The organism is Isoptericola sp. NPDC057653, assembly GCF_042799955.1.
Taxonomy (GTDB): domain Bacteria; phylum Actinomycetota; class Actinomycetes; order Actinomycetales; family Cellulomonadaceae; genus Isoptericola.
In genome coordinates, this window is the sequence record NZ_JBHVHP010000001.1 from 1187290 (window position 1) to 1203921 (window position 16632).

At 75.1% G+C, this 16632-nt stretch carries 15 protein-coding genes and 1 pseudogene; 10 read left to right on the forward strand and 6 right to left on the reverse strand.

Annotated features, from left to right (window positions below; genetic code table 11):
- Positions 1 to 69 precede the first annotated feature (69 nt).
- The 3 genes from ACFU9A_RS05415 to ACFU9A_RS05425 are packed head-to-tail and all read right to left on the reverse strand — an operon-like array spanning position 70 to position 2142.
- Positions 70 to 636 carry a DinB family protein gene (locus ACFU9A_RS05415; RefSeq protein WP_430574231.1) on the reverse strand — a complete coding sequence of 189 codons (567 nt, stop codon included), beginning with the start codon at positions 634 to 636 and terminating at the stop codon, positions 70 to 72.
- A gap of 58 nt (positions 637 to 694) precedes the next feature.
- Positions 695 to 1564: a hypothetical protein gene (locus ACFU9A_RS05420; protein ID WP_430574232.1), complete on the reverse strand. Its 870-nt coding sequence runs from the start codon at positions 1562 to 1564 to the stop codon at positions 695 to 697.
- 35 nt (positions 1565 to 1599) lie between these two features.
- Complete coding sequence (locus ACFU9A_RS05425; protein WP_430574233.1) at positions 1600 to 2142, reverse strand: DinB family protein; 543 nt, start codon at positions 2140 to 2142, stop codon at positions 1600 to 1602.
- Positions 2143 to 2295: 153 nt separating this feature from the next.
- Here ACFU9A_RS05425 and ACFU9A_RS05430 point away from each other — a divergent pair, with 153 nt between their 5' ends.
- The 4 genes from ACFU9A_RS05430 to ACFU9A_RS05445 all read left to right on the forward strand — a co-directional run bounded on the left by ACFU9A_RS05430 (position 2296) and on the right by ACFU9A_RS05445 (position 5726).
- Positions 2296 to 2817 (forward strand): hypothetical protein, encoded by a 522-nt coding sequence (locus ACFU9A_RS05430; RefSeq protein WP_430574234.1) that lies wholly within the window; start codon positions 2296 to 2298, stop codon positions 2815 to 2817.
- A 60-nt stretch (positions 2818 to 2877) separates the two neighbouring features.
- On the forward strand, positions 2878 to 3468 hold the full coding sequence (locus ACFU9A_RS05435; protein ID WP_430574235.1) for a hypothetical protein: 591 nt from the start codon (positions 2878 to 2880) through the stop codon (positions 3466 to 3468).
- Positions 3465 to 5129 carry a methyltransferase gene (locus ACFU9A_RS05440; RefSeq protein ID WP_430574236.1) on the forward strand — a complete coding sequence of 555 codons (1665 nt, stop codon included), beginning with the start codon at positions 3465 to 3467 and terminating at the stop codon, positions 5127 to 5129. The genes ACFU9A_RS05435 and ACFU9A_RS05440 overlap by 4 nt, the downstream gene beginning before the upstream one ends.
- Before the next feature lie 90 nt (positions 5130 to 5219).
- Positions 5220 to 5726 (forward strand): hypothetical protein, encoded by a 507-nt coding sequence (locus ACFU9A_RS05445; protein WP_430574237.1) that lies wholly within the window; start codon positions 5220 to 5222, stop codon positions 5724 to 5726.
- Positions 5727 to 5840: 114 nt separating this feature from the next.
- On the opposite strand, the gene ACFU9A_RS05450 is transcribed toward ACFU9A_RS05445, so the two are convergent.
- The 3 genes and pseudogenes from ACFU9A_RS05450 to ACFU9A_RS05460 form a co-directional block, all read right to left on the reverse strand.
- Positions 5841 to 6509, reverse strand: a complete 669-nt coding sequence (locus ACFU9A_RS05450; protein ID WP_430574238.1) for a potassium transporter TrkG — start codon at positions 6507 to 6509, stop codon at positions 5841 to 5843.
- A 127-nt stretch (positions 6510 to 6636) separates the two neighbouring features.
- A pseudogene (locus tag ACFU9A_RS05455) lies at positions 6637 to 7269 on the reverse strand (potassium transporter TrkG); the annotation flags it as partial.
- Positions 7270 to 7324: 55 nt separating this feature from the next.
- Positions 7325 to 7966, reverse strand: a complete 642-nt coding sequence (locus ACFU9A_RS05460) for a TetR/AcrR family transcriptional regulator (RefSeq protein ID WP_430574239.1) — start codon at positions 7964 to 7966, stop codon at positions 7325 to 7327.
- Positions 7967 to 8079: 113 nt separating this feature from the next.
- On the opposite strand from ACFU9A_RS05460, the gene ACFU9A_RS05465 reads away from it, so the two are divergent.
- From ACFU9A_RS05465 to ACFU9A_RS05490, 6 genes are all read left to right on the forward strand, one after another.
- On the forward strand, positions 8080 to 10668 hold the full coding sequence (locus tag ACFU9A_RS05465; RefSeq protein ID WP_430574240.1) for a beta-glucosidase: 2589 nt from the start codon (positions 8080 to 8082) through the stop codon (positions 10666 to 10668).
- Positions 10669 to 10734: 66 nt separating this feature from the next.
- On the forward strand, positions 10735 to 12417 hold the full coding sequence (locus tag ACFU9A_RS05470; protein ID WP_430574241.1) for an ABC transporter substrate-binding protein: 1683 nt from the start codon (positions 10735 to 10737) through the stop codon (positions 12415 to 12417).
- A complete protein-coding gene (locus ACFU9A_RS05475; protein ID WP_430574242.1) occupies positions 12417 to 13517 on the forward strand; it encodes an ABC transporter ATP-binding protein in 1101 nt (366 codons plus the stop codon). The genes ACFU9A_RS05470 and ACFU9A_RS05475 overlap by 1 nt, the downstream gene beginning before the upstream one ends.
- Positions 13514 to 14494: an ABC transporter permease gene (locus ACFU9A_RS05480; protein ID WP_430574243.1), complete on the forward strand. Its 981-nt coding sequence runs from the start codon at positions 13514 to 13516 to the stop codon at positions 14492 to 14494. Before ACFU9A_RS05475 ends, ACFU9A_RS05480 begins: the two co-directional genes overlap by 4 nt.
- 1 nt (position 14495) lies before the next feature.
- Positions 14496 to 15557, forward strand: coding sequence for an ABC transporter permease (locus tag ACFU9A_RS05485; RefSeq protein ID WP_430574244.1), 1062 nt, complete (start codon positions 14496 to 14498; stop codon positions 15555 to 15557).
- On the forward strand, positions 15554 to 16591 hold the full coding sequence (locus ACFU9A_RS05490) for an ABC transporter ATP-binding protein (protein ID WP_430574245.1): 1038 nt from the start codon (positions 15554 to 15556) through the stop codon (positions 16589 to 16591). The genes ACFU9A_RS05485 and ACFU9A_RS05490 overlap by 4 nt, the downstream gene beginning before the upstream one ends.
- The last annotated feature ends 41 nt before the right edge of the window (positions 16592 to 16632 follow it).

Genomic DNA, 16632 nt, shown 5'->3' on the forward strand with positions numbered 1-16632 from the left:
ACCACAGCGACGGCGCGGGTCCCGGGGTCGCTCCCGGGGCCCGCGCCGTCGTCGTGCGGCCGGGCGGTGCTACTGGCCGGTGCGGCCGTCGATGCACTCGCGCAGCAGGTCGGCGTGCCCGGCGTGACGGGCGTACTCCTCGACCAGGTGCTCGAGGACGTCCCGCACCGAGAGCTGCTCGCCCTCGCGCTCCACGGTGCGGCCCATGTCGGCGTCGGTCTGGGTGGCGAGCCAGGCGTCGGCGGCCGCCGTCTCGCGTCGCCACGTGGCCCACGCCTCCTCGACGACGGCCGGGTCGGCGACGGCCCCGTCGAAGTCCGCGTCGGGCGCGTCGGGGCTGGTGTACAGGGGCGCCAGGTCGGGCTGGCCCTGCAGCCGTCGGCGGAACCAGGTGTGCTCCACCTTCGCCAGGTGCCGCACCAGGCCGAGCAGGGAGAGGGTGGAGGGCGGCACCGAGCGGCGCGCGAGCTGGTCGGCGTCGAGCCCCTCGCACTTCATCTCCAGGGTGCTGCGGTAGGCCTTGAGGTAGAACCAGTGGGTCTGCAGCTCGCCCACCGGGTCGGCCCACTGCTCGCGGGGGTCGTCCTCGGGGTCCACCCACATGTCGGGGAACTGTCTCTGCGCGGCGTCGCTCATGCGGTCATCCGACCGCCCGACCCGCCCGGGCCGCAACCGGATTTCCCCGCCGCCGGGCTCAGGCCGCGGGCGCGGGTCGGCGGCGCAGCACCGCGCCGACCACCGCGGACCCGACGGCCACCGCCGCGCCGACGCCGACCGCCCACCACAGCTGGGTGCGCAGCGGCACCAGGAGCGCGTCGACGGTGTCGTCCAGGACCTGCCGGCCCGACGCGCCGACGTCGAGCCGGGCGAAGGCCGCCTGCACCGTCTCGGGCAGCAGCACCAGGAGCACCAGCATGGCCGCGGCGACCAGGCCGCCCATGACCGCCGCCGTGCGCACGCGCCGGCCCGGCCGGGCGGCGAGCACGGCCAGGACGGCGAGGAGCACCGTCACCGGCAGGGTCCACGGCGCCCAGCGGTCCACGAGCGCGACCGCCGACTGCGCGGCGGCCAGGTCCCGCGACGCGTACAGGACGACGTCCGCGCCGGTCGACGCGAAGCCCTCGGGGACGGGCAGCCCGCGGTCGCGCAGCGCCTGCCCGACCGACTCCAGGAACGGGTCGAGCGGCAGCGTCACCACGCCGTCGGCGGCGTCGACCACGGCGCTCTCGTCGCGCAGCACGGCCACGGTCGAGGCGTGCCCCTGCCGGCTGGCCGCCTCCCAGGCGGGCGGGAAGGAGTCGGAGCGGACGAACGCGTCCGCCACCTCGCCGACCACGGGCTTCAGCGCCCCCGCCAGCACGCCCGAGTCGATCTGCCCGACGACGGTGTCCGTCAGTGCCTCGGCGACGGCGTCCTGCGTGGTGATCTCGTGCGCCAGCGGCGCGGTCGCCGCCACGTAGGCGTCGGTGTCCAGCAGCGTGCCCTCGACGTACCGGGCCGGCACCGTGACCACCGCCGCGAGGACGGCCAGGGCGACGAGGACGCCGCTGAGGAAGCTCCGCATGAGGGGCACGCTACGCGGCCCCGCGGGCGGGCGGGTCAGAGGCCGGTGCGACCGTCGATGCACTCGCGCAGCAGGTCCACGTGGCCCATGTGGCGGGCGTACTCCTCGAGCACGTGCAGCAGCACGTCGCGCGCCTCGACGGAGCCGCCGTCGTACGGGACCTCGCGGCTCATGTCCTCGCCGGCGAACCAGTCGTCGGCGGCCTCGACGGCGCGGTGCCACGCGTCCCAGGCCTCGTCCACGCACGCCGGGTCGGGGAGGGCGCCGTCGAAGTCGACGTCGGGGTAGCCGGGGAGCTCGAACGGCCCGCGGTCGGGGCTGCCCTGCAGCACGCGGCGGAACCAGTGGTGCTCGACGTTCGCGAGGTGCCGCACCAGCCCCAGCAGGGACAGCGACGACGGCGGCACGGAGCGGCGCGCCAGCTGGCCGGCGTCGAGGCCCTCGCACTTCATGACCAGCGTCATCCGGTACCGGCAGAGGTACTCCCAGAGGGTCTCCTTCTCGCCGACCGGGTCGACGCCCGTCGCTCGCGGGTCATTCTCAGGATGCACCCACAGGCCGGGCGTGGTAGAGGTCACGCGCGTAATCTGGCCGAACGTCAGCCGCGGGTCAAGCGGCCGCCTCCCACCTGCGACGACGTACCGTGCGCGCCGGCTGTGGCGGTAGCCTTCGCGACCATGGGGGCCAGCAGGACACGAGCTCGCGGGCGGTCGCGCACGCCGTCTCGTGCCGTGCCCCGACTCGTGCCGCGCGCCCTGGCACGACCGGTGCCGGGGGCGTGGCGCCGGCGGTCGTCGCTCGTCGCGGCCGGGGCGCTGGCGCTGATGACCGGGCTCGGCGCGGGGTTCGCGACGGGCCTCGTCCCCACGGAGCCGGACGGCGTCGCGCTGCCCGACGGGCCGGCGGACGAGTGCGCGGTGGTGCAGGCGGCGTGGTCGCAGTCCGCGAGCCTGCAGGTGGGGATGTCGGTGGACGACCCGGCCTCGCTGCGGCACGGGTTCGTCGGCGCGCGGGACGCCCTCGCGGGGGTGCGGCCCCCGGACGACGTCCTGGAGGACTGGCGGACCGTCACGGACTACGTCGGCACGGTCGCCGACACCGTCGAGGCGGCGGACGAGGGCGACGTCGCGGCGGCGGTCGCGTCGGCCATCGCGGAGCTGGACACGGCGGCGATGACGCAGGCCTCGAACCGTGTCACGACGTTCCTCAAGGACGGCTGCGGGACGACCGCGCCGGCCGACGACGCCGGCTGACGGGCGGGCACGCGCCGCGGGGGATTTCCGCGCGCGCGAGCGGTGGTTCACGATAGGGGGATGCGCCGCGCCCGCCTCGTGCCCCGTCAGCTCCCGTTCGTCGTCGCGGGGATGCTCGTCACGGGGGCCGCGCTCGCGGCGTGCGGGCAGGGCGGGGACGGTGGCGCGGAGCCGGCGGCGGAGCCCGCGCCGGCGGTGTCGATCCCGAGCGACCTGAGCATGGGCGTCGAGGGGGAGGCCGCGCGCTCGGGGTCGTCGCGTCCCTCCCCGAGCACGAAGGACGACGCGGCGGACGACGCGGCGGCCGCGCAGGCGGAGAGGTGCGCCGAGCTGCAGCAGGCGTGGTCCACCACCAACCGCGCGCTCGTGGACCTCAGCCCGGACCACCCGCGCGCCCTGGTGCAGAGCTTCCGCACGGCCGGCAAGGCGATGGGGGAGCAGGAGCCGCCCGAGGACGTCGCGACGGCGTGGGGCACCATGGCCGACTACCTGGGCAGCGCGGTGACGGCGTTCGAGGACGTCGACGAGGACGACGCGAACGCGGTCGGCTCGGCGATGGCGGGCGCGATCACCGCGGACGACACGGCGGAGGCGACCGCGGCCGCGAAGGACATCACCACGTTCCTCTCGACGTCGTGCACGGGCCGATGAGCGCCGGCGCCTCGGCCCCGGTGCCGGGCGCGGCCGCCGACGCCGCCCCGCTGGTCGACGTCCTGCGGGGCGACCTCACGGCGGCGGGCTACACGGTGGACGGCGTCGAGGAGGCGCTGGGGGCCGTCGCGTCCGCGGCGCTGCACCGCGAGCAGACGGTGCCGGCGCGCCGGGAGCTCGCGCGGGCGGTCCCCGGGTCCGACCCGCGGGCGGCGCTCGCCCGGCTGTTCCTGCTCGGCGACGACGTCCCCCGCGCGGAGCTGGACCGGGCGCTCCCGGGCCTCGGCGCGTCGGGCGCGGTCCGGCTCGGTCTGGTGTCCGCCGCGGGCGAGGATCCCGGCGACGCCGTGCGCGCCGTCGTGGACCTGCGCCCGTACGCGGCCGTGGACGCCGGGGGAGAGGCGTCGTGGTGGCTGTCGAGCGACCTCGCGGAGCTCGCGACCGGCGGCCGCCTCGCGACGGACCACGTCCTGGGCGCGGGCGGCGCCTCCACGACGCTCGCGCAGGTCACCGCGCGCACCCCCGTGGGCCGCGTGCTCGACCTCGGCACCGGCTGCGGCATCCAGGCGCTGCACGCCGCGCGCCACGCCCGCGCGGTGGTGGGCACGGACCTGTCGCGCCGCGCGCTCGGATTCGCACGGTTCAACCTCACGCTCAACCTCGCCGGCGACCTTGCCGGCGACCTTGCTGGCGACCTCGCCGCCGACGCTCCGTCGGCGGGCACCGAGCTCGAGCTGCGGCACGGCTCGATGCTGGAGCCGGTGGCGGGCGACCGCTTCGACCTCGTGGTCTCGAACCCGCCGTTCGTCATCACGCCGCACGCGGGCGCGGCCGGCCGCGCCGTCGCCGAGGCGCTGGGCGACTACGAGTACCGCGACGGCGGCCGGTCGGGCGACGACCTGGTGCGCGACCTGGTGCGCGACGTCGGGCAGGTGCTCGCCCCCGGCGGCGTGGCGCAGCTGCTCGGCAACTGGGAGCACCGCCGCGGCGAGCCGTGGGAGGAGCGCGTGGGCGAGTGGCTCGACGCGTCGGGCCTCGACGGCTGGGTGATCCAGCGCGAGGTGCTCGACCCGGCCGAGTACGCCGAGACGTGGATCCGCGACGGCGGCACGACGGCGGAGCGCGAGCCCGCCGCGTGGGAGGCCGCGTACGGGGCGTGGCTGGACGACTTCGCGGGCCGGGACGTCGAGGCCGTCGGGTTCGGCATCGTCACGCTGCGCCGCCCGCTGGACGGCGCGCGACCCACGCTGCGCCGTCTGGAGGAGCACACCGGTTCGGTGCACCAGCCGCTGGGCGCGCACGTCGCCGCCTCGCTGGCGGCGCACGACTGGCTCGCCGCCCGCGACGACGACGCGCTCGGCCGGGCCCACCTGGTCGTGGCGGACGACGTCACCGAGGAGCGGTTCCACACCCCGGGCCAGGCGGACCCGAACGTGGTCGTGGTGCGGCAGGGCGACGGGCTCGGGCGGGGCGTGCACGCCTCGACGGGGCTCGCGGCGTTCGTCGGGGTGTGCGACGGCGAGCTCGCCGTCGGACAGATCGTCGGGGCCCTCGGCGCGCTGCTCGACGTCCCCGCCGACGACCTGCGGGCCGAGCTGCTGCCCGCCGTCCGTGGGCTGGTCCGCGACGGCTTCCTGCGCCCCGCGGAGGACGCTCGCTGAGAGCTCGCGGGACGTGGGCTGTGCCACATGGGCAGTTCTCCCCGTGGACCGGGGGCGCGTGATCCGGCCCCGTCCGTCACCATGGTGGCCATGCGCAACCGACAGACCATGACCCGTGCCTCGGCCATCGCCGCGAGCGCCCTCATCGCCCTCGGCCTGGCCGCCTGCAGCGGCTCGGGTGACGGGGACACCGGCTCCACGGACGGCGGCGCGACCGCCGCCGAGGAGCAGGAGACGCCCCAGGAGGAGGCCGCCGCCGGCGGCGACGACGTCTGCTCGGCGGTGGAGGCCCTCACCGACGCCTCGTCCGCGATGAGCGACGTCGACCCGTCCGACCTGCAGCCCACGGTCGACAAGCTCGAGGAGCTCACCACCACGCTCGAGGGCGTCAGCGAGCCCCCGGCGGAGATCGCCGACGACTGGGCGACCCTCACCACGTCGTTCCGCACCGCGACGGACGGCATCGGCGCCGCGGCGAAGAACCCGACGGACGCCGACTCGATGACGAAGCTCCAGGACGCCATGACCGCGATGACCGGCTCGGAGTTCACGGACGCCGCGCAGTCCGTCGGCACGTACGCCGGCACCAACTGCTGACCCCGCTCGCCGAGGCAGCCGCCGCCCGGGACCCGCGATCGGGTGCCCGGGCGGCGGTCTGTCCGGAGCCTGCGCGGCGGGCTCTCCGGCCCGACCCGCCGGCGGAGGTGGTCGTCAGCCGATGAGGACGGCCGCCCCCGGCCGCCGGTACAGCCGCTGCCGGTCGCGCATCGCGAGGCCGGTGCCCAGCGTGATCGGGCCGAGGCGCCCGAGGAACATCAGGGCGACCAGCACCAGCTGGTGCCAGGCCTGCATGTCGGCCGTGATGCCCGTGGACAGCCCGGTGGTGCTGAACGCGGAGACCACCTCGTAGAGCACCTGGTCGAGGGTGAAGGCGCTGGTGGACAGGGTGATCGCCAGCGTGGGCACGACGACCGCGGCCACCCCGATGAGCGCCACCGTGAGCGCCTGCCGCTGGGTGCCGGGCGTGAGCCGCCGGTCGAAGAGGGTGGCGTCGGGGTCGCCGCGCAGCTCGGACCAGATGGCGACCGCCAGGACGGCGAAGGTGGTGACCTTGATGCCGCCGGCGGTGCCGCCGGAGCCGGCGCCGACGAACATCAGCATGTCGGTGAAGAACCAGGTGCCGTTGTTCGCCTGCGACAGGTCCACCGAGTTGAACCCCGCGGTCCGCGGCATCACCGCCTGGGTGAACGCGGCCAGCACCTTGGCGGGCGGGTCGAGGGGGCCGAAGGTGCCGGGGTTGCGCCACTCGGCGGCGAGGAAGAACCCGGTGCCCACGACGAGCAGCACCGCCGTCATGAGCAGGGTGAGCCGCGTGTGCACGCTCCAGCGGGACAGGCGCCGCAGGTCGGTGGGGCCCGTCCGCGGCGCGGCGGGTGCGGTGCAGCCGCCACAGCTCCAGCAGCACGGGGAAGCCGAGGCCGCCCACGATGATCGCCGCGCAGATCGGCAGGCAGACCCACGGGTCGGCGACGAACGGCACGAGGTTCTGGCTGTAGACCGAGAAGCCGGCGTTGTTGAACGCCGAGACGGCGTGGAACAGCCCGGACCAGGCGGCGTGCCCCAGCGGCTCGTCGTAGGCGGTGGCGAACCGGACCGTGAGGACCGCGGCCACCGCGAGCTCGCTGACCACGGTGAAGCGCAGCACGCCCAGCAGCACGCGCCGCACGTCGCCCATGCCGACCGAGCGGGTCGTCTCCGTGGCCACCAGGCGGGTGCTCAGGCCGAGGCGCCGCGTGAGGAGCAGCCCGAGCAGGGACGCGAGCGTCATGACGCCGAACCCGCCCACCTGGATGAGCAGCAGGATCACGACCTGGCCGAACGGCGTCCAGAAGTGCTCGGTGTCCACGACGGCGAGCCCGGTCACGCAGGTCGCGGACGTGGCGGTGAACAGGGCCTCGACGAACCCGGCGTTGCGCCCCGTCGCGGAGATCGGGAGGCTCAGCAGGGCTGTCCCGGCGCCGATCGTGGCGAGGAACGCGAGCGTGACCACCTGCGCCGGCCGGCGGCGCAGGCTCGCCGGGGACGTGGGGGCGGCGGTGGTGTGCGCCCGGTGGGGGCGCGGCCACGGGGTGAGGCGCACGAAGGATCAGTGTGCACCCGGGAGCGGCCGGCCCCCACCGCGCGTGCCCAGGGCGTCAGTCGACGACGCGCTGCGCGTCCGGCGCGGCGAGCGCGGCCGCGAGGATGGCCTCGATCGCGAAGGCGGTGTCCTCGGCGAGGTCGACGGCGTCGGGCGCGAGCAGCCACTGCACCTGGAGCCCGTCCATGACGCCGATGACGGCGCTCGCGGCGCGCCGTGCGCGGGCCTCGTCGAGGTCGGCGCCCCGCTCCTGCGCCACCTGCAGGAGGGCCCGTGTGATCTCGCCGCGCAGCACCGCGAAGCGCTCGGTGACCCAGGCGGCGGCGGGGTGCCCGTCGGTCACGGACTCGCCGGTGAGCACGGCGTAGGCCTGCACGATGCCGCGCCGGTCGGCGTTGATCCGCGCGGTGGTCATGAGGTGGCGGAACAGGTCGAGCCCACCGGGGATGTGCTGGCCCTCGAGGTGCTCGACGTCCACCCGGTCGCGGTACTCGAGCACGGCCCACAGCAGCTTGTCCTTGCTGCCGAAGTGGTGCAGCACGCCCGCGTGCGTGATGCCGACCTGCTCGGCCACGTCGACGAGCGACCCCGCGTGGTAGCCCTTCGAGCCGAACACGCGCGTCGCCGCGCCGAGGATCTCCTCGCGCCGCTCGGCCTTCGAGGGGCGGGTCCGTCGCGGGGAGCTGCCGTCTGCCATGGCGTCACCATACTGTGACCTTGGTCTACTTACTTACCTGTCAGTAACTGTGGTTCACTGACGCCAGTCGGTGCCCACGAAGGCCGCCGACCGGGACGAAGGAGTACCACCGCGTGTCATCGCAGACCGCAGCCACCAGCACCGACGCCGCCGCGCGCGCCGTCGCCCCCGCGGGCGACGAGGGGGTCGAGCGGGCGATCGACGCGCTGGTCGACCGCCTGCACCTCGAGGAGAAGACCGCCCTCGTCGTCGGCGCGTCCCTGTGGGCCACCGCCCCCGTGGAGCGCCTGGGCCTCGAGCCGGTCGTGATGTCCGACGGGCCCGTCGGCGTCCGCGACCCGGAAGGCCGCGGGACGTCCGCGATGCTCCCCGCCCCGTCGGCGCTCGCGGCCACCTGGGACGTCGACCTGGCCCGCCGCGCGGGCGCCCTGTTCGCCGCCGAGGCCCGTCGCCACGGCGTGGACATGGTGCTGGCGCCGCAGGTCAACCTGCAGCGCACGCCCGTCGGCGGCCGCCACTTCGAGTGCTACTCCGAGGACCCGCACCTCACCGCCGAGGTCGCCGTCGCCCTCGTCACCGCGGCGCAGGAGCGCGGGGTCGGCATGTGCGTCAAGCACTACGTCGCCAACGACTCCGAGACGGACCGCACCCGCTACCTCGCCCGCGTGGACGAGCGCACCCTGCGCGAGCTGTACCTCGCGCCGTTCGAGCGGCTCGTCGCGGCGGGCGCCTGGAGCGTCATGGGCGCCTACAGCGGCGTGGACGACGGCCGGGTGGCCGCGCCCGCGCTCGAGCACCGGCCGCTGCTCACCGGCGTGCTCAAGGAGGAGTGGGGCTTCGACGGGCTCGTCGTGAGCGACTGGGTGGCCACGCGGTCCGTGGCCCCCGCCGTCCGCGGCGGCCTCGACCTGCAGATGCCCGGCCCGGACGGGCCCTGGGGCGACGGGCTGCTCGACGCCGTGCGCTCCGGCGCCGTCGACGCCGCCGACCTCGACGACAAGGTGCGCCGGCTGCTGCGCCTCGCGCACCGCGTGGGCCGGCTCCCGCTGCCCGGCGTCGACGCCGCGCCCGCCGCCCACGCCCCCGTGGACGCCGTGCCGCTGCTGCGCGAGCTGGTCGCGCGCTCGGTCGTCGTGCTCAAGGACGACACCGGCCTGGTGCCGCTCGCCGACGGGCCCGCCGGCGCGCCGCTGCGCGTGGCGCTGCTCGGCGCGCACGCGGTGGAGCCGTTCTTCCAGGGCGGCGGCTCGTCGTTCGTCGTGCCCGACCGCCTCACCCACCCCGCGGACGCCCTGCGCGACGCCCTCCCCGCGGGCTCCGTCGTGGACGTCGTCGCCGGGTCGCGGGTGCTGCGCAACCCGCCCGCACTGAACCTGTCCCGCTGCACCGACCCCGTGACCGGCGCCCCCGGCGTCCGGGTCGAGCTGCTCGGCGCCGACGGCACGGTGCGTCGGGCCGGGACCCGCACCGCCTGGGACGGCTGGTGCGCCGACGTCGGCCCCGACGACGCGACCCTGCGCCTCACCGCCCGCGTGCGCACGGACGAGCCGGGCACCCACGAGCTCGGGGTCGGCACCGTCGGCGTGCACCGCGTGCGCGTGGACGGCCGCCCCGCCTCCGCCGCGGACGTCGTGGCGCGGGAGGACGTCATCCTCGCCTCCGCGCACAACCACCCCGTCGCCGCGACGCTCGCGGTCGAGGGCGGCGCCGACGGCGCGCTCCTCGAGGCGGAGCTGCAGGTCGTGCACCCCGTCGGCTACGACCGCTTCGTGCGCGGCGCCCTGGTGCACCGGCTGCCCGGCCCGTCCGCCGAGGACGAGCTCGCCGCCGCCGCGGCGGCGGCCCGCGCGGCCGACGTCGCGGTGGTCGTGGTGGGCACCACGCCCGAGGTCGAGTCCGAGGGCTACGACCGCGTCGACCTGGCCCTGCCCGGCACCCAGGACGCGCTGGTGCGCCGGGTGCTCGCCGCCAACCCGCGCACCGTGGTGGTCGTCAACGCCGGTGCCCCCGTGCTGCTGCCCTGGTACGACGACGCCCCCGCGGTGCTGTGGGCCTGGCTGCCCGGCCAGGAGGCCGGCACCGGGCTCGCCGACGTGCTCACCGGCGTCACCGAGCCGTCCGGCCGCCTCCCGTGGACGCTGCCCGCGAGCGCCGAGGCCGTGCCCGTGCCGCACGCCGTCCCCGTCGGCGGCGTCGTCGACTACGCCGAGCGCCTCGACGTCGGCTACCGGGCCTGGGAGCGCCGGTCCGACGCCGGCCCCGCGCCCGCGCCGGCCGCCCCGTTCGGGCACGGCCTCGGCTGGACCACGTGGGAGCACGAGTCCGCCGTGCCGCTCCCGGCCGACGACGACCGCGGGACCGGCGACGTCGTCGTGCGCGTGACCGTCCGCAACACGGGCGTCCGCGCGGGCCGCGAGGTCGTACAGGTCTACGTCGTGCCGCCCGCGGGCACGGCGGCGGCAGACCCCGCGCGGCCCGTGCGCTGGCTCGGCGGGTTCGCCGTCGTCGACGCGGCGCCCGGCGAGCGGGCCACCGTCGACGTGCGCGTGCCCCGGCGCGCCCTCCAGACGTGGGACACCGCCACCGGCGGCTGGACCACCCCGCCCGGCACCTACCGGCTCGTCGTGAGCCGGTCGGTGCGCGACCCGCGGCTGGACGTCGAGGTCGACGTCCCGCCCGGGCCGCTCCCCACCACCCCCTGACGTCCCACCCAGCTGTCCCAATCCCAACCGCCCCGCTTCGCCGGGGCACGTGCAAGGAGGCACACCGTGAGAATCCGCAAGCTCAGCACGGCGGTCGCGGGCGCGGCGGTCGTCGCCCTGCTGGCCGCAGCCTGCGGCGGCGGCGGCACCGGCGACGGAAGCCCCTCCGCCTCGGCCGGCGGGGTCGGCACCGAGACCCTCACCGTCGGCATGCCCAACGGCGTCCAGACGGAGAACCAGTCGCCGTTCGCCACCGGCTCGTCGGCGCTCTCGCTCGGCTACGCGTTCGTCATCTACGAGCCGCTCATGATGCGCAACCAGGCCAAGCCCTCGGAGGAGCCGAAGCCCTGGCTGGCCGACAAGATCGAGTGGAACGAGGACTACACGCAGGCGGTCATCACGCCGCGCTCGGGCGTGACCTGGTCCGACGGCGAGGACTTCACCGCGAAGGACGTCGCCTTCTCGATCCAGCTGCGCATCGACAACGACGGCCTCAACGCCGCCGCGCTGCCGTACGACAAGGTCGAGACCGACGGGTCCACCGTGACCGTGTCGTTCACCGCCCCGCAGTACGTCAACCAGTCCAAGCTGTACGACCTGCTCATGGTCCCCGAGCACCTGTGGAAGGACGTCGACGACCCGACGACGTTCACCAACACCGAGCCCGTCGGCACCGGCCCCTACACGCTGAAGTCGTGGACGCCGCAGGCCGCGACCGTCGTCGCGCGCGACGACTACTGGGGCGGCCAGCCCAAGGTGCCGGAGATCCGGTACTCGTCGTACAACGACAACAACGCGCTCACCACGGCCCTCACCACCGGCGAGGCCCAGTGGGGCTGGACGTTCATCGCCGACTACGAGAACGTCTACATCGCCCAGGACCCGGAGCACTACCACCAGTACGCCGCCGCGGGCCTCGGCATCGACGCGCTCTTCCTCAACAACGAGAAGAAGCCGTTCGACGACGTCGCGTTCCGCACGGCGCTCAACATGGTCGTCGACCGCCAGGAGCTGGTGGACGTCGCCACCTCCGGCGTGAACCCGCCGCTGACGAACGCCACCGGCCTGCCGCTGCCCGCCGGCGAGGAGTTCCTCTCCGACACCTACAAGGACACGGACCTCACGGTGGACGTGGACGGCGCCAAGGCCGTCCTCACCGACGCGGGCTACACGTGGGAGGGCGAGAAGCTCGTCGACCCCGACGGCGAGAAGGTGACCTTCGAGCTCACCAACCCGGCCGGCTGGAACGACTACCTCACCGCGCTCGACCTCATCAAGAACGCCGCCGCGAAGCTCGGCGTCGACGCCACCGTCAAGCCCGTCAACCAGGACGGCTGGTTCGCCGACGTCATCCCGCCGGGCGACTTCCAGGCCTCCCTGCACTGGACCGACGGCGGCGCGACGCCGTGGGACATGTACGCCGACCAGTTCGACGGCGCGCAGTACAAGAAGCTCGGCGAGCCGGCCACGTGGAACTTCGGCCGGTTCAAGGACGACGCCGCGACGAAGGCGTTCGCCGACTACGCCGCCGCCACCGACGACGCCACCCGCGCCGCCGCGCTGGAGACCATCCAGAAGGTCTACGTCGAGCAGGTGCCGGCCATCCCGATCTGGTCGCGCCCCGCCACCGCGCAGTACTCGTCGCTGAACTACACCGGCTGGCCGTCCGAGGACGACCCGTACAACCAGCCGCAGCCCACCGGCGTGCAGGCCGCGCAGATCGTCATGAACCTGGAGCCCGCGTCCTGATGCCCGCCCAGACCACCTCCCCCGGGGCGCCCGCCGGCGCCCCGGGGGAGGCCCCCCAGCCCGACCCCGGGGCGCCCGCGCTGGAGGCCGTCGGGATCACCAAGCACTACCCGGTCAAGGGCGGCGGCACCCGCCGCGGCGCCGTCGTGCACGCCGTCGACGGCGTGGACCTCGCGCTGCACCGCGGCCGCGTCGTCGCCCTCGTCGGCGAGTCCGGCTCCGGCAAGTCGACCGTCGCGCGCCTGCTCGCCCAGCTGCAGCCCGTCACCGCCGGCCGCCTGCTGCTCGGCGGCGCCGACGCGCGCGCCCGCGGCCGGCGCGCGTTCCGGCGCTACGTCAACCGGGTCCAGATGATCTTCCAGGACCCCTTCGCGTCCCTGAACCCCGTGCACCCCGTGCGGTACACGCTCACGCGCGCCCTGCGGATCCACCGCGGCCGGCTGCGGGGGCCCGAGCTGGAGCAGGCGCTCGCCGAGCTGCTCGAGCGCGTGCACCTCACGCCCGCCGAGCGGTACGTCGACAAGTACCCGCACGAGCTGTCGGGCGGGCAGCGCCAGCGCATCGCCATCGCCCGGGCGCTCGCCGCGGACCCCGAGGTGCTGCTGGCCGACGAGCCCATCTCGATGCTCGACGTGTCCATCCGGCTCGGGATCCTCAACCTGCTCGCCGACCTGCGCGACCGGCTGCACCTGGCGATCCTCTACATCACCCACGACATCGCGTCCGCGCGGTACTTCGCCGACACCACGCTGGTGATGTACGCCGGGCGGGTCGTGGAGTCGGGGGACAGCGAGTCCGTCACGCAGGACCCGAAGCACCCGTACACGCGGCTGCTCCTGGCGTCCGCCCCCGACCCGGAGGACCTGACCGAGCGGCCCGCCGGCGCCGCGCGCGGCGAGCCGCCCAGCCTCGTGACCCCGCCGAGCGGCTGCCGGTTCCACCCGCGCTGCCCGTTCGCCACCGACCTGTGCCGCACCGAGGCGCCGCCCCTGCTCGACGTCGGCCACGGGCCGGCGGGCGAGCCGCGGCAGGCCGCCTGCTGGGGGTACGCCGACCGCGCCGACGCCCCGGTGCTGACGTCGACGGGGGTGGACGCATGAGGTTCGTGCTGCGCCGCGCGCTCTTCTACCTGTTCACCGCCTGGGCCGCCATCACCATCAACTTCTTCGTGCCGCGCCTGCTACCGGGCGACCCGGTCACCGCCCTCATGGGACGCATGCAGGGCCGCATCGACTCGAACGCGGAGGAGTCCCTGCGGGTGCTGTTCGGGCTCGACCAGGACATGTCCCTGTGGGACCAGTACGTGCACTACTGGCAGATGCTGCTGCACGGCGACCTGGGGCTGAGCTTCACCCACTTCCCGACCCCGGTCTCCGAGATCGTCGTGCAGGCGCTGCCGTGGACCGTCGGCCTGGTGGGCATCGCCACGATCATCGCGTTCCTCCTCGGCACGGCCGTGGGCACCGGCATCGGGTGGCGGCGCGGCACCTGGGCGGACTCGCTGCTGCCGATCACCACCTTCTTCTCGGCGGTGCCGTACTTCTGGCTGGGCCTCATCGCCATCGCCGTGTTCGCCGTCAACCTCGGCTGGTTCCCGTCCAACGGCAGCTACGACCGCGGCATGGTGCCGTCGCTGAGCTGGGACTTCGTCGGCTCGGTGATCTACTACGGCACCCTGCCGGCCCTGACGATCGTCGTGTCGTCGGTCTCCGGCTGGATCCTCGGGATGCGCAACATGATGGTGACCGTCTCCAGCGAGGACTTCGTCACCGTCGCGCACGCCAAGGGGCTCTCGTCCCGGGCGGTCGTCGTGGGCTACGCCGCACGCAACGCCGTCCTGCCGCAGGTGTCGAGCTTCGCCCTCGCCCTCGGCTTCGTCGTGGGCGGCACGCTCGTCATGGAGATGGTCTTCAGCTACCAGGGCATCGGCTACACGCTCTACCAGGCCGTCTCCACCCACGACTACCCGCTGATGCAGGGCTGCTTCCTCGTCATCACGCTGTCCGTGCTGGTCGCCAACCTCGTGGCCGACCTGGCGTACGCGGCGCTCGACCCCCGCACCCGGCAGGAGGGCTGACATGGCCACCGGAACCACCGCGATCGAGGTCGCGGCCCCGACCGGGGCGGACGACGTCGGCCCCGGCGTCGCGCGCCCCGGGCGGCGCCCGCGGCTGCTGTTCCTGCGCAACTCCAAGGCGCTGGTCGGCATCGCGATCCTCGTGTTCTTCGGGATCCTCGCGGTCGTGGGGCCGTGGATCGCGCCCTACGACCCGAACCAGGTGAGCACCGCCCTGCTGCAGCCGCCGTCCGGCGCGCACTGGCTCGGCACCGACCACACCGGGCGGGACATCCTGTCGCAGATCATCGTCGGGACCCGGGGCGTGCTGGTCGTGGGCCTGGTCGCCGGGCTCGGGGCCACCGTGCTCGGCGTGCTCGTCGGGGTCACCGCCGGGTTCGTCGGCGGGATCGGCGACGAGGGGCTGTCCGCGCTGTCGAACGTCTTCCTCGTCATCCCGCAGCTGCCGCTGATCATCATCATCGCGGCCCAGCTGCCCAGCGCGGGCGGCATCACGGTGGCGCTCGTCATCGGCGTCACGGGGTGGGCGTGGGGCGCGCGCGTGCTGCGCGCCCAGACCCTGTCCCTGCGCAAGCGGGACTTCGTCGAGGCGGCGCGCGCCACCGGCGAGCGCACCTGGCGGATCGTCCTGGCCGAGGTGCTGCCCAACCTCACGGCGATCATCGCCGCGGGCTTCGTCGGCACGGTGACGTTCGCCGTGCTGAGCCAGGTGACGCTCGCGTTCATCGGCATCACGCCGGTGAGCGAGTGGAACTGGGGCACCATCCTGTTCTGGGCGCAGAACAACCTGGCGCTGCAGCGCGGCGCCTGGTGGTGGTTCGTGCCCGCCGGCCTGTGCATCGCGCTGCTGGGCATGGCGCTCACCCTGATCAACTTCGGCATCGACGAGCTGGTCAACCCGCGCCTGCGCAGCACCGGCATGCACGCGCGCACCCTGCGCCGCCGCGGCATCCGCCCGCGCGTCGGCTTCACCCCGGTGGTGAGGCCGACGGGGGCGGCCGGGGCGCGCGACGTCGAGCGCACCGCACTGCACCAGGCACCGCACACCGAGGAGGAACGATGAGCGAGCCCGTGCTGGAGATCCGCGACCTGCGCGTGGACTACGGCTTCGGCGACGACCCGACGCACGTGCTGCGCGGCGTCGACCTCACCCTGCACCGCGGCGAGGTGCTGGGGCTGGCGGGGGAGTCGGGCTGCGGCAAGTCGACCCTCGCCTACGCCGCGACCCGGCTGCTGCCCCCGCCCGGCCTCATCACGGGCGGCGAGGTGTGGCTCACCGACCGCGAGGGGCGGCGCAGCGACGTGCTCGGCCTCACCGACGCGCAGCTGCGCGCCGCCCGCTGGCGCGACGTCGCCATCGTGTTCCAGGGCGCGATGAGCTCGCTCAACCCGGTGTTCCGGATCGGGCGCCAGCTCACCGACGGCATCCGCGCCCACCGGCCCGGCCTGTCGGCGCGGGACCTGGACGCGCGCGCCGCGGAGCTGCTGGAGATGGTCGGCATCTCCGCGGACCGGCTCCGGGCGTACCCGCACCAGCTGTCGGGCGGCATGCGCCAGCGCGTGATGATCGCGATGGCGCTCGCCCTGGAGCCGCAGGTGCTGCTCATGGACGAGCCGACGACGGCGCTCGACGTCGTCATGCAGCGCCAGATCCTCGAGCAGATCATGGAGCTGCGCGACCGGCTGGGGTTCTCCGTCGTGCTCATCACCCACGACGTGTCCCTGCTGGTGGAGGTCGCCGACCGCATCGCGATCATGTACGCGGGGGAGATCGTCGAGGAGGCCACGGCGCAGGAGGTCTACCGCCGCCCGCGGCACCCGTACTCCGCGGGGCTGCTGAGCTCCTTCCCGCCGCTGCACGGCCCGCGCCGCGAGCTGTCGGGCATCCCCGGCGCCCCGCCGGACCTGCAGCGGCTCGGCGCGGGCTGCCCGTTCGCGCCGCGCTGCCCGCACGCGATGGACGTGTGCCGGGACGTGCGGCCGGTGCTGGGCCCGCCCCGCACGGGCGAGGAGCGGCGCGTCGCGTGCCACCTGCACGACGCCTGGCTCGTCGCCGCGGGCTCGGGCGTCGGCCTGCCGCCGGAGCTCGCCCGCTGACCCCTTCGAGCACGGGATCCGTATCGCCGAACGACCTCGTG

Coding starts and splice junctions, on each gene's coding strand:
- ACFU9A_RS05415 (WP_430574231.1), bottom strand. CDS start 636: ATGAGCGACGCCGCGCAGAGACAGTTCCCCGACATGTGGGTGGACCCC.
- ACFU9A_RS05420 (WP_430574232.1), bottom strand. CDS start 1,564: ATGCGGAGCTTCCTCAGCGGCGTCCTCGTCGCCCTGGCCGTCCTCGCG.
- ACFU9A_RS05435 (WP_430574235.1), top strand. CDS start 2,878: ATGCGCCGCGCCCGCCTCGTGCCCCGTCAGCTCCCGTTCGTCGTCGCG.
- ACFU9A_RS05440 (WP_430574236.1), top strand. CDS start 3,465: ATGAGCGCCGGCGCCTCGGCCCCGGTGCCGGGCGCGGCCGCCGACGCC.
- ACFU9A_RS05445 (WP_430574237.1), top strand. CDS start 5,220: ATGCGCAACCGACAGACCATGACCCGTGCCTCGGCCATCGCCGCGAGC.
- ACFU9A_RS05460 (WP_430574239.1), bottom strand. CDS start 7,966: ATGGCAGACGGCAGCTCCCCGCGACGGACCCGCCCCTCGAAGGCCGAG.
- ACFU9A_RS05475 (WP_430574242.1), top strand. CDS start 12,417: ATGCCCGCCCAGACCACCTCCCCCGGGGCGCCCGCCGGCGCCCCGGGG.
- ACFU9A_RS05480 (WP_430574243.1), top strand. CDS start 13,514: ATGAGGTTCGTGCTGCGCCGCGCGCTCTTCTACCTGTTCACCGCCTGG.
- ACFU9A_RS05485 (WP_430574244.1), top strand. CDS start 14,496: ATGGCCACCGGAACCACCGCGATCGAGGTCGCGGCCCCGACCGGGGCG.
- ACFU9A_RS05490 (WP_430574245.1), top strand. CDS start 15,554: ATGAGCGAGCCCGTGCTGGAGATCCGCGACCTGCGCGTGGACTACGGC.